Below are 12,356 nucleotides of genomic sequence, written 5' to 3'. Positions count from 1 at the left end.
ATGACTTAAAGTTGTTGTTCTTCAGTCGAATTCGGTACTTTCACGCCATCGAGTCGACGATGTCCTGCCGGTGCTGTCGAGCTTGTTTGGGCATGTTCCACCCCAGGACCCCGGTGACGGTTCCGGCGGTGGTGTAACGGGCCACGAAGCGGCCGGCCGCAGTGTCGCCCTCGACGATGTCGACGTCGGCATCTTTCGGCAAGAATCCGTAGACCTGCAGCTTGACGTCGAACTGGTCCGTCCAGAAGTAGGGGACCGGTACGTACGGCTCGTCCTCGCCCATGATCACTGCAGCGACGGCGGCGGCCTGTTCGGTTGCGTTGGTGCGATTTTCCAGCCGGACCATTTTGTCCAGCTTCTCGTGCTTCCACCGTGCGATGTCCCCGACCGCATAGATGCCGTCCGCGGCTCGGCACCGAGAGTCGCAGACGACACCGTTGTCGAGTACCAGCCCGCTGCCATCGAGCCACTCGGTGGCCAGCACAGCTCCGATCGCGACTACGACCACATCGGCATCGAGTGTTTCGCCGGTGCTCAGCTGTACGCCGGTGACCCGCCCGTCTCGCTGGGTCAAGCCGTCGACACCTGAGCTCAGACGCAGGTGAATTCCGCGCTCGGCGTGCAATGCCGCCAGAAGGTCGGCCACCAACGGGCCGACCTGTGCCGTCATGGGGGCGGGTTGCGGGCCGCAGATGGTGACGTCGGCACCCATGGTCGCCGCAGTTGCGGCAATTTCACATCCGAGGACGCCTTCGCCTACAACGACCAACTTCACGCCTGGTCGCAATTCGGTTCGTAGAGCCAGAGAATCGTCGAGGGTACGAAGGACGTGGACTCCCTTCATGCCTTCCTGACCGGACAGAGTGCGGGGTCGTGCACCTGTTGCGACGACGATGGCGTCCGCGTCGAGGATGCGTCCGGATTCTGTTCGTACGGTTCTTGATTCGGAGTCTAGCGAGAGTGCGTGATCTCCGACGATGAACGTTGCGTTGAGCTTCTCGAGGTGATCGGTGGTTCTCAACGTTGCCTTGTCTGCACTCCAAGCACCGGAAAGGATCTGCTTGGACAACGGAGGTCGGTCGTACGGAGCGTGAGACTCACCGCCGAGTACGGTGATCTTGCCCTCGTACTCCTTGCGTCGAAGCGACTCGACGGTCGACAGACCGGATGCCGATCCGCCGACGATCAAAATGTCGGCCGGAGTGTTCACAGGTCCGCCGCCCGATCACGCGTCGAATCCTGCAAGAGCGTGTAGGCGCGCTCACTGCTCTCGCGGACGATTCTGAAGTGGTCGTCGACAGACTGCGTAATCTTGGCCGTCTGCTTGGCAGCAACCCGGCCGTGTGCAAAGTAGCCCGCGATCCATGCGAACAGGCCATTCGCGCCGAGAGCGATGGAGACGATCGTGAGGTCTGCATCGAGAGCGAAGATCGATCCAGCGAGCAATGCTGCACCGACGACGCCCAACATGGCTGCGACCGCGACCGCAGTCGCAGATACCGAGCGTTCTGCCTTGGTGATTGCCGCCAATGACGTTTCGCAGGTGCGCTGCAACTCTGCGACGTCGGAGCGGTGGTTGATTCCGCGGTCACGCTTGAACGCGAGAGTGACTGTGTCCGAGCCCTGCCAGAGTGACCGCCGGCCATCGAGTTCCCAGCCGAAGTTGGCGTAGGTGTCCCGGTACAGGGATTCGCGATCAGCCGGTACTTCGATCCTGGTGTGCTCGTACGCAACGAAGCGATCTTCGGTAGTCGTGAGGTATTCGGTCATCGTGTACTCCCTGTAGTCGTTCTCCCTGGCTTGCAGGAAGATTCGGTCTCTGTGTCGCACTACCTATGTTGGTCTGCGATTGCTCGAGGCGAATCGTCCAGAAGGACCGAAACGGTGTACTGCGTTCGGATCATCGACAACAAGAACGGCCCGGCATGGCCGGGCCGTTCTTGTGGTGTCGAGATGGTGTGGTGTTGATGTGTTGGCCTGATCTACCAGGTGACGGGTAGCTCGTAGATGCCGTATGCGAGCGAATCGCCCTTGAACTTCAGGTTCTCGAAGTCGGTGGCGAGTGCGAGGGTGGGGATGCGCTTGAAGAGGGTGCTGTAGACGACTTCGAGTTCGATCCGTGCGAGTTGTTGTCCGATGCATTGGTGCGGGCCCCAGCCGAAGGCGTGGTGGTGACGGGCTTCGCGGGTGAGGTCGAGTTTTTCGGGGTCGGGGAAGGCGACCGGGTCGAAATTGGCGGCCGGTAGCGGGGAGACGATGCCGTCGCCTGCTTTGATGACGGTGCCGTTGTAGTCGATGTCTTCGGTGGCGATTCGGCGTTGGAGTAGGTGCGGGATCGTCAGGTAGCGGAGCAGTTCTTCGACTGCGCCTGCGATGACTTTCTTGTCGGTGGTCTCACGGATGATGGCGAGTTGGTCGGGGTTCTGCAAGAGGGCTGCGGTGCCGAGGGAGATCATGTTGGCACTGGTTTCGTGGCCGGCAATGAGAAGAATCATCCCCAGCATGGAGGCCCCGGGTAGATCGATATCGCCGGCTTTCACTTTCTGGGCCAGGTCTGAGACTACGTTCTCCTGTGGGTCGTTCATCCGATCCTGGATCAACTTCGTGACGTAACCTCCCAGTGCCCGAGTCGATTTGGTGCTTGCCTCGGGTTCGGTATCCCGTGCGTTGGCAATCTTCGCGTGCTCCTCGAAGAAGTCGTGGTCCTCGTAGGGCACGCCGAGCAGTTCGCAGATCATCAACGACGGCAGCGGCAATGCCAGTGCTTCGACGAGGTCGGTGGGGTTGGGGCCGGCGAGCATGGTGTCGATCAAGTCGTCGGTAGCCTGCTGAATTCCCGGCCGCACCTTCTCCATCCGACCGCGAGTGAAGGCGTTGGTCAGGAGGCGTCGTAGGCCCGCATGCTCGGCACCGTCGGTATCGAAGATTGTCTTCGGACGGTCCGACATGGTCTCGGCCATCGCTTGGGTGGCGATGGGAAATCCAGGCAGGTGGTCGTTGGCACTGACTCGCGGATCGGACATGATCGTTCGCTGCGCGGCGTGAGTGGTCACCAGCCACGGAGTACTGCCGTTCCACACACGAGCCTTGGACAGGGCGGTGCCCTCTGCGTGGAGTTGTCGGATTTCTGGAGACGGAAGAAAAGGGCACTTGCTGTCGCGGGGGGTGGGATAGGGCGGAATTACTGATGTGGCTGTGTCCGATGTCTCAGTCATGCTCGAATATTAGTCCAATCGGTCGGTACAAACAATGAATTCTACGATCGGTCTCGAGGAGCGGTCGTTGCGGAATTCGTTGCAGTATCGAGGGCCGCGAGAAACTCCGGGGACTCGACGACGTCGGAAGTCATCGGGAGTACCTTTTCGGTCAGGATTCGATGGACCTCCGGGTCGAAATCCGCGCAGCAGTCCGACAGGACCACGACCCGGTAGTCGAGATCAGCGGCTTCGCGGGCGGTGGTGAGCACCGCGCCGCTCGTCGCCACACCGGCGAGAACGATCGTGTCGATTCCCCGGCTCCGGAGGTCCGCGTCCAGCCTCGTCGTAGAGAACGACCCCATCCGGGTCTTCGTACAAACGAGGTCGTCTGCCGCAACGTCGAGACGCGCGTCGACCTGCGATTCCGGCCCGTCAGCGGGGGGAGTCATCGTGGCGAAGTGTCCGAACATCTTGTTCGTCGGTGGTACCGCCGCAGCGTCCTCGGTCGTGAGGAACACTCGGACGAACGCCACGCGCGCACCGGCGGCACGTGCCCCCGCGGTGACCGCGCCGAGCCGCTCGATCGCGGGTTCGCTGCCGGCCACTCTGGACAGCACGGTGGGCTGTACATCGACGATCACCACGGCAACTGTGCTGGGATCGAACGGTGCGAGATCGGGCATGTCAGTTCGCCTCCTGGTCGTGCGTGTTCGATCGGGCTGGTTGCCCGACATTCGGGTTTAATGTACCTATCAGTCCAAGGAATTGTATGTTGTTGCAGCGCCACAACAACGAGATCCCGGAGGCTCGGATGTCACAGAACGTAGTAACCACAACGGTGGGGGCGGTTGCCACCGTTCGACTCGACCGCCCACCGGTCAATGCATTCGATTCTGCTCTTCGGGTGGAATTGGGAGCTGCTGTGCGGTCGCTGTCCGAGGACGAGGGCGTACGTGCTGTTGTCGTCACCGGCGGACCCAGCGTGTTCGCTGCCGGTGCGGACCTCAAACAGTTGGCTGCCATGGAGTACGAGCAGATCTCTGTTTGGAACAGAGCCTTGCAGCGAGTGTTCAACGAGATCGCTGCTCTACCGTTGCCTGTTATCGCGGCAGTCAACGGTGTTGCCCTCGGTGGCGGGATGGAGTTGGCTCTCGCAGCCGACTTCCGGGTGTTGGCAGACGATGCCGTGATGGCTCTTCCCGAAGTTCAGCTGGGAATCGTGCCTGGTGCGGGGGGGATGCAACGTCTGCGGCGGCTCGTCGGCGTCAGCAAGGCCAAAGAGATTCTCATGTCGGGCCGCCGGTTGGACTCGTCCGAGTGTTCGAGGCTCGGTATCGCCGAACACGTGGTGCCGTCCGAGGATGTTCTCGTTTTGGCACAGGACCTTGCAGCACGGTTCGCGGCCGGGCCACGTTTCGCGCTTCAGGCGATCAAGGAATCGATCGACCTCGGCGCGGACAGCCCGCTGGCCACCGGTCTGGCGATGGACAGGAACGTGCTTGCCGGACTGTTCGCCACCGGCGACCGAAAGATCGGAATCGATTCCTTCTTCGATCACGGGCTCGGCAAAGCGCAGTTCGGAACTACCCTCGAGTAAGCTGGTACGGATCGAGGAACACGAACAGCTGAGGAATTCTATGGCGCGACCACCCGGGCACGGCCCCTCGTACGAGGTCAAGCGCCAGGAGATCATCGATCTTGCGGCGGGCTTGTTCGCCAAGAACGGATATGCGGCAACAGGAATTGTCGAGATCGGTGAGACTGTCGGACTGGCCAAGGGGGCGCTGTATTACTACATTCGCTCCAAGGAGAATCTCCTGGTCGAGATTCAGGAGCGGGTCCTCGACCCGCTGGTGTACAACGCCAATCGCATCGCCGAGATCGACACTGCGCCCGCAGTGAAGCTTCGGCTGCTCTCGCATGCTCTGCTCGACATGATCTTCCGGCGTCTCGATCACATCTGGGTTTACGAGCACGACTACAAGCATCTGACGGGTGACAATCTGTCCCGAATGCTCAAGCGACGGCACGAGTTCGAGAACATCGTGCGCGAAATGTTGGTTGCTGCAATGGAAGAAGGAACCTTCCGTGAGGCGGATCCGGTGCTTGCCATGCTCCAATATTTGAACATGCACAATCACACGTACCAGTGGCTGAAGCCCGAGCAGAGGTGGGATGCAGCCTTCCTGTCCAAAACATATTGCAAGACTCTCTTCACCGGATTCGCCGGTGGAGACTTCGATTTCGACACGATGGAAGCCGAGGTAGCTCGGATTCAAGCGATGGCTCAGTAGAAAAAGAGATGATCGCAATGCCCGTGCGGGTGGTCGACGCACGGGCATTGTGCTGTGCCCGTGAGTTGGGTTCGGGGGAACTTCGACCTGGGCCTCTTGACACGTCGACTATTTTGGTTTTGTATACCGAGTGTTCTAAATTACATCGAACGTCTGGTCGCGGGAGGCTGCAATGAGTACTAGGTTCGACTCGAAGACGGTGATCGTGACCGGAGCTGCAGGTGCGCTCGGTGCCACCGTAGCCAGGAGGCTCGCCTTCGAGGGGGTGTCCAATCTGGTTCTCGCCGATATGAATGCGGCAGCTCTCGGTCCCATTTCGGAGGAGATCGGTGCCACGGGAGTAAATGTCCTCGCAGAGAACCTCGATGTAACTGACGGCGATGGGTTCGACGCATTGGTCTCGCGTACGGTCGACCGGTTCGGCGCACTCGATGCCCTGGTCAACTCTGCCGGAATTGTCTCGCCGAACGCGCGGATCCATAACTTGTCGACCGCAGACTGGGAGCGGTCTTTCGCGGTGAACAGCACGGGGACCTTCCACGGAGTGCGCGCGGTTGCGCGAACCATGCGCAAGCGCGGGGCAGTGTCGATCGTGAATGTGGCATCCGTCAGCGGCATCACTGCATGGGCCTACGCGGCACCGTATTGCGCGTCCAAGGCCGCGGTCATCCACTTGACGCGGGTTGCTGCCCTGGAGTACGCGAAGGAAGGTATTCGGGTGAATGCAGTGTGTCCGGGAACATTTCCTTCTGCCCTACACGAGGGATTGCCGCCAGAGGCGTTGGCGTCCATCGAGGCCAAGCACCCCCTTGGCTTCGGTGCGCCGGACGATATCGCCGGCGCAATCGCTTATCTCGCCAGTGACGATTCCCGTTGGGTGACCGGGCATTCTCTCGTCGTCGACGGAGGGTATTCGCTGCCGTGAGTGTCGGCGCGGACTGCGGTGCCCTTTCGTGCCGATAGTGCGTGTGCACGGACGTGGAGATGTCTAGACTGATCGGTACATCAAACAGCGAGTCCAGTAGTTGCGGGAAGAGTGAAAGGGCACGATGATCAATTTCGCGACCGTGGTCGACAGAAATGCGGCACGTTTCCCCGACCGCATTGCAGTATCGGAGACGAACCGTGAGGTCACCCACGAGGAGCTGCGCACTCGCGTCGATGCGCTTGCCGTGGCATTGGTGGAACTCGGCATCGGGCGCGGCGACATTATCGGCGTTCTGCTGTACAACCACATCGAGTTCATCGAAACCATGTTCGCGGCCAACAGGATCGGTGCCGCCATCGTGCCACTGAACTATCGGCTGTCCGACGCCGAGTGGACGTTCATTCTCCAACACGCCGAAGCCGTGGCAATCGTGACCGAGGCAGAGTTCGCGGACAAGATCGATGTGATCGGTCCGCACTTGCCGCTGCTTCGAACCAAGGTCACACTCTCGGATCCGAGCGGTCCGACGTGGAATCGATACTCCGACTTGGTTGATCGGCATCTCGGCGAGACTACCGATCTCGCGGATGTCGACCCGTCCGAGCTGCAGAGGCTGATGTACACCTCGGGCACGACATCGCGTCCCAAGGGCGTCAAGATTTCCCACGAAAACCTGATTTTCAAGAACCTTGCGCATATTCTGGAGTTCTCGCTGACCTCATCGGACACCACTCTGGTGTGCGGCCCGCTCTATCACGTCGGCGGTATGGACCTCCCCGGGTTGGCGACGCTCCACGTCGGCGGCAGTCTGCGCCTACTGCGCAAATTCGATCCGAATGCCGTCATCGACGCAATCGAGCAGGAGCGTCCGACGAACATCTGGCTTGCTCCATCGATGATGAATGCGGTACTTCAGCTGCCGAACATCGAAGACAGGGATACGCGCTCGATTCGATTCATCACCGGTGGCGGAGAGAAGATGCCGGTGCCACTTCTCGATCGTATCGCGCACGTTTTTCCGGCCTCGTGGTTCGCAGATGCATACGGACTCACGGAGACCGTGTCCGGAGACACCATCAACGATGCCGAGCACATGAGATCCAAGGTGGGGTCCGTGGGGAGGGCGGTCGCCCATACGCAGATCGCAATTTTCGATGATGACGGAAAGCGCGTGCAGGCAGGTCAACTGGGTGAGATCGCTGTGCGTGGACCCAAGGTGACGTCCGGTTACTGGCGAGACGAACAGGCTACGGAAAAGGCACTCAAGAACGGGTGGTTCCACACGGGCGACATCGGCCGCCTCGATACCGACGGCTTCCTCTACATCGAAGATCGCAAAAAAGACATGATCGTCTCGGGGGGCGAAAACATTGCCAGCCCTGAGGTCGAGCGTGTTCTGTACGAGTTCCCGGACGTCATCGAAGCTGCTGTGATCGGTGTTCCAGATGACCGGTGGGGTGAAGTTCCGAAGGCGTTCGTGGTTCTGCGGCCGGGAAGTACGGCCGGGATCGAAGATCTCAAGGAGTTCTGTCGCGGACGCCTCGCCAAGTACAAGGTGCCGTCGAGCATCGTCTACATCGAGTCCCTTCCACGCACGCCCTCCGGGAAAGTGCTGAAACGTACTCTGCGAGAGGCAACGTAACAAGCATGGTCTATTCATCGTCCGACACGAGAACATCTCCGTTCGACCTGATCGGCAAAGTCGTCTGGGTGACCGGTGCAGGGAAAGGTTTGGGATCGGCCATTGTGCATGCGTTGCACGACGCGGGAGCGACGGTCGTTCTGACTTCTCGTACGGAGTCCGACTTGTTCCGAGTGGCAGAAGAATTGACAGAAGCGGGGCCCACGGCTCGCGCGTCGGTGATTGCAGGTGCAGTCGACGAACCGGGCTTCGCGGCCGAGGCGGTGAGAGACATCGTCTCCGAACACGGCCGCGTCGATGCGCTGATCAACTGCGCAGGAATAAGTCCCAGTTTCACCCGAAGCGAGCGAGTGACCGACGAGGACTGGAGACGCGTCATCGCAGTCAATCTCGACGGCGCATTCTTCTGCGCTCGCGAGGCCGGTGCCCAGATGTTGACCCAAGGTGCAGGAAGCATCGTCAATGTCACCTCGGTTCATGCGGTGACGGGTTTCGAACGCATCGCTGCGTACGCGGCCAGCAAAGGTGGGCTGGATGCACTGACGAAGACTCTTGCCGTCGAGTGGGCTCGACACGGCGTTCGGGTCAATTCTCTTGCCCCCGGCTACTTTCGCACCGATCTGTCCTCCGGGCTGCTGGACAGTAAGTGGGGCGAGACCATCCTTTCGGCGACTCCGATGGGACGGCTGGGCATCCCATCCGAACTGGGTGGCGCTGCTGTGTTTCTGGCGAGTGACGCCAGCTCGTATGTCACGGGAACATCTGTCAACGTCGACGGAGGTTGGGTGGCCCGCTGAAGCAGTGGGAGGACTCGAACGAAGCCATCCCCGGTCTTGCACAATGCGAGACCGGGGATGCTTCGTCGGTGGTGCACTCCCGGTTCGAACCTGTTCGGCCCGAACCGGGAGGGGTATTCATCGCCGCTTCGCGTTGATCACACTGCGCGCGATCACGTTTCGCTGAATCTCGTTGGTACCCTCGCCGATTTCGAGTATCTTCGCATCGGAATAGAAACGCGAGATCTTCGATTCGCGAATGTAGCCGTAACCACCGTGAATCTGGAGGCTGGAACTGGCCGCGCGGTTTGCGACCTCCGATGCGTAGACCTTGGCCATGGCGGCCGCTTGACCGAACGGCTTCTTGTTGTCCGCCAACCACGCTGCTCGGTAGACGAGGCTTCTGGCCGCCTCGATCTCGGTCGCCATGTCTGCGATCTTGTGCTGCACTGCTTGGAATTTGGTGAGAGGGCTGCCGAACTGTTCACGATTCTTGGCGTGATCGATTGCGAGGTCGAGCGCGGTCTGGGCGAGTGATAGTGCAAGTGCTGCGACGCTGATTCGGCCACCGTCCAGGACGTCGAGGAATTGCCGTAGGCCGTTTCCCTCTTCGCCGATGAGGTTCTCCGACGGAATCCAGCAGTTGTCGAAGACGAGTTCGCGCGTATCCATCGCGTGCCAGCCGAGTTTGTGGAGCGATTTACCTACGGTATAGCCCTCCGTACCCGTGGGGATGAAGAACGTACCGTAACGCTTGGTTCCGTCATCGTTCTTACCGGTCACAGCCAGAATCGTTACGCCGATACTGATATCCGTGCCTGCGTTGGTGATGAACATCTTGCCGCCGTTGATGACCCAACCGTCCCCGTCTGCACGGGCGGTTGTGCGAATGCCCGCAGCATCGGAACCCGCCGTGGGCTCGGTCAACCCGAACGCGCCGATCTTGGATCCGGTGGCGAGCGGGACCAGCCAGTCCTGCTTCTGCTTCTCCGTTCCGAAAGCTAGCAGCGGAAGCGACCCGATCGTGGAGTGCGCGTTCCATGCAGCGCCGAGGGACTGATCCGCACCACCGATGGCTTCCATGGCGGCGACGTACGACACGTAGCCCACGTCCATGCCGCCGTACTCCTCCGGAATCAGAAGCCCGTTGAGGTTGAGTTCACCCATCTTGACGAAGACCTCCGAGGGGAACCGTTCTTCCTCGGACCAGAATGCCGCGTGCGGGTCTATCTCTTTCTCCGCGAACGATCGGCACAGTGCCTGAAGCTCGAGTGTCTCGGCCGGCAGCTCTAAGTCCATTTCGTGACCGTCCTTTTTTCTGCTTGTTCAACGTCCCTTGTTTTTTCGACCATACGGTATAATATTCACGGTCGGATGAACTTTAGTCAAGAGCGCAACCATTGCTCTTGCGGCACATCGACTGACAGAGGGCTGATGACCACAATCGAGACGGCATTCCGGACGGACGCGATCGAGCACCCGGACACACTCACCGAGCTCTATCGTCGTATGCGACTGATTCGGCAGTTCGAGGATCGAGCATCACGTCTGTACAAAACCAACCAGATCCCGGGCTTCCTGCACCTGTCGATCGGGCAGGAGGCCTCGGCTGTCGGCGCATGCTGGCCGCTGGACGACCGTGACGTCGTGACGTCCACGCACCGCGGCCACGGACATTGCATCGCCAAGGGGCTCGACGTCGATGGCATGTTTGCCGAGTTGATGGGGAAAGAGACCGGCACCTGTAAGGGTCGGGGCGGGTCGATGCATATCGCAGACCCCAGGAAGGGCATCTTCGGTGCCAACGGAATCGTGGGTGCAGGTATGCCGATTGCCGTCGGTGCCGGTACCGCAGCACAATTGAAGGCGGAAGGCGCGGTCGTCGTAGCGTTCTTCGGCGACGGAGCCGTTGCGCAGGGTGTCTTTCACGAGTCGGTGAACCTGGCTGCCGTGTGGGACCTTCCCGTGATCTTCTTCTGCGAGAACAACGGTTACGCGGAATTCTCCTCGGCCACCGATCAGCATCGCGCGACGCTCGAGGCCCGGGCTGCGGGATACGGAATCGAGTTCCACAGCGTCGATGGAAACGATGTGACTGCAGTAGCTGCATTGCAGACAACGTTGGTCGAGCGGATTCGCGCAGGTGCCGGGCCGATGATCGTAGAGGCTGCCACCTACAGATGGCACGGTCATTACGAGGGCGATCCGCAGAGCTACCGGCTGGAAGACGAACTGGCGCAATGGAAGCTGCGTGATCCGCTCGAGCTGCTCGCTGATCGTATGCGCTCGGCCGGGCTCGGTGAGCGCGTCGATGCGGTGAACAGCGAAGTTCAGATTGCCATCGACCGCGCCGTCACACTGGCAGGCGAGGCATCGTACCCGGCAGTCGAGACTGCCGGTGACTACGTCTACTCCGAGCGGGCGTTCATTCCCGAGCCGGCTGAGGCAACGGAGGGCGTGTGGAAGACGATGCACGCCATCACTGCTGCCCTCGCGCGTGAACTCGACGACGACCCGTCGGTCTTCCTCGCCGGTATAGACGTGGGGGAGGGCGGGAACGTCTTCGGTCTCACCAGGGGACTGGCGGGGAAGTATCCGGGGCGGGTTCGTGATACCCCGATCTCGGAGAGCGCCATCATGGGTACGGCTGTGGGTGCCGCGATGGCGGGGTTCAAGCCGGTTGTCGAGCTGATGTATTTCGACTTCATCGGTGTCTGTCTCGACCAGCTCATGAACCAAGCGGCCAAGCTGCGATTCATGACCGGCGGTGCCGCATCCTTGCCGATGGTGGTCCGCACTCAGTTCGCGGCAGGTAAGTCCTCCGGAAGCCAGCATTCGCAGAGCCTGGAGGCCCTGCTGGCGCATATCCCGGGCCTGACGGTGGTGATGCCGTCGACCCCGGCCGACACGTACGGTCTTCTTCGCGCGGCCATTCAAGACCCCAACCCGGTCGTGTTCATCGAGAATCGGTTGCTGTACGGGATGAAGGGGCCGAAGCCCGCCGACGACCACCTGATCCCACTCGGCAAGGCAATCGTTCGACGGCCGGGTTCCGACGTGACCGTCGTGTCGTACAGCGCAATGATGCAGGGATGTCTGGCCGTCGCGGATCGATTGGCCGACAGTGGTATCGACACCGAGGTCATCGATCTGCGAACGATCAGTCCGCTGGATTTCGACACGATCCTGACGTCGCTCAAGAAGACGAACCGGCTTGTCGTCGTTCATCAGGCGGTCGGTGAGTTCGGAGTAGGTGCCGAGATCGCGGCGCGAGCGGTACGTGAGGGCTTCTGGCATCTCGATGCACCGGTGGTGCGGGTGACCGCTGCGCAGTCTCCGGCACCGTACTCGCCAGTCCTGGAGAAAGCGTGGCTGCCCGACGAGGCGGATATCGAGGCCGCGATTCGAGAGGTGATCGACGCCGATCCGTCCGGCCACAGTTGAAGCATTCGTGACAGCTGATTCCAATCATGTTGTGCAAGAGCATGTATGACGTTTCCCCGAATTTCGGGGAACCAA

11 protein-coding genes are annotated in these 12,356 nt (G+C 60.7%); 6 read left to right on the top strand and 5 right to left on the bottom strand.

Features of this window, described 5'->3' with window-relative positions:
• Positions 1 to 40 precede the first annotated feature (40 nt).
• The 4 genes from BH93_RS20145 to BH93_RS20130 all read right to left on the bottom strand — a co-directional run bounded on the left by BH93_RS20145 (position 41) and on the right by BH93_RS20130 (position 3,880).
• The gene (locus tag BH93_RS20145; protein ID WP_037175290.1) at positions 41 to 1,210 is read right to left on the bottom strand and encodes an NAD(P)/FAD-dependent oxidoreductase; all 1,170 of its coding nucleotides are present in this window, start codon (positions 1,208 to 1,210) and stop codon (positions 41 to 43) included.
• Complete coding sequence (locus tag BH93_RS20140) at positions 1,207 to 1,770, bottom strand: hypothetical protein (RefSeq protein WP_037176742.1); 564 nt, start codon at positions 1,768 to 1,770, stop codon at positions 1,207 to 1,209. Before BH93_RS20140 ends, BH93_RS20145 begins: the two co-directional genes overlap by 4 nt.
• A 212-nt stretch (positions 1,771 to 1,982) precedes the next feature.
• Positions 1,983 to 3,215, bottom strand: a complete 1,233-nt coding sequence (locus BH93_RS20135; RefSeq protein ID WP_165712790.1) for a cytochrome P450 — start codon at positions 3,213 to 3,215, stop codon at positions 1,983 to 1,985.
• A 41-nt stretch (positions 3,216 to 3,256) separates the two neighbouring features.
• Complete coding sequence (locus BH93_RS20130) at positions 3,257 to 3,880, bottom strand: cysteine hydrolase family protein (protein ID WP_052065556.1); 624 nt, start codon at positions 3,878 to 3,880, stop codon at positions 3,257 to 3,259.
• A gap of 86 nt (positions 3,881 to 3,966) precedes the next feature.
• On the opposite strand from BH93_RS20130, the gene BH93_RS20125 reads away from it, so the two are divergent.
• From BH93_RS20125 to BH93_RS20105, 5 genes are all read left to right on the top strand, one after another.
• The gene (locus BH93_RS20125; protein WP_197914446.1) at positions 3,967 to 4,794 is read left to right on the top strand and encodes an enoyl-CoA hydratase/isomerase family protein; all 828 of its coding nucleotides are present in this window, start codon (positions 3,967 to 3,969) and stop codon (positions 4,792 to 4,794) included.
• A 40-nt stretch (positions 4,795 to 4,834) separates the two neighbouring features.
• Complete coding sequence (locus tag BH93_RS20120; RefSeq protein ID WP_052065559.1) at positions 4,835 to 5,491, top strand: TetR/AcrR family transcriptional regulator; 657 nt, start codon at positions 4,835 to 4,837, stop codon at positions 5,489 to 5,491.
• A 172-nt stretch (positions 5,492 to 5,663) separates the two neighbouring features.
• Positions 5,664 to 6,416, top strand: a complete 753-nt coding sequence (locus BH93_RS20115; protein WP_037176084.1) for an SDR family NAD(P)-dependent oxidoreductase — start codon at positions 5,664 to 5,666, stop codon at positions 6,414 to 6,416.
• Between the two features lie 124 nt (positions 6,417 to 6,540).
• Positions 6,541 to 8,061: an acyl-CoA synthetase gene (locus BH93_RS20110; RefSeq protein WP_037176086.1), complete on the top strand. Its 1,521-nt coding sequence runs from the start codon at positions 6,541 to 6,543 to the stop codon at positions 8,059 to 8,061.
• Between the two features lie 5 nt (positions 8,062 to 8,066).
• On the top strand, positions 8,067 to 8,858 hold the full coding sequence (locus tag BH93_RS20105; RefSeq protein WP_052065563.1) for an SDR family NAD(P)-dependent oxidoreductase: 792 nt from the start codon (positions 8,067 to 8,069) through the stop codon (positions 8,856 to 8,858).
• Between the two features lie 117 nt (positions 8,859 to 8,975).
• On the opposite strand, the gene BH93_RS20100 is transcribed toward BH93_RS20105, so the two are convergent.
• Positions 8,976 to 10,136 carry an acyl-CoA dehydrogenase family protein gene (locus BH93_RS20100; RefSeq protein ID WP_037176088.1) on the bottom strand — a complete coding sequence of 387 codons (1,161 nt, stop codon included), beginning with the start codon at positions 10,134 to 10,136 and terminating at the stop codon, positions 8,976 to 8,978.
• 135 nt (positions 10,137 to 10,271) lie between these two features.
• Here BH93_RS20100 and BH93_RS20095 point away from each other — a divergent pair, with 135 nt between their 5' ends.
• A complete protein-coding gene (locus BH93_RS20095) occupies positions 10,272 to 12,281 on the top strand; it encodes an alpha-ketoacid dehydrogenase subunit alpha/beta (protein ID WP_052065565.1) in 2,010 nt (669 codons plus the stop codon).
• Positions 12,282 to 12,356: the final 75 nt, after the last annotated feature.

This window comes from Rhodococcoides fascians A25f, from assembly GCF_000760935.2.
In the GTDB taxonomy this organism is placed as follows: Bacteria; Actinomycetota; Actinomycetes; order Mycobacteriales; family Mycobacteriaceae; genus Rhodococcoides.
This window is presented reverse-complemented; position numbering and strand designations above follow the sequence as displayed.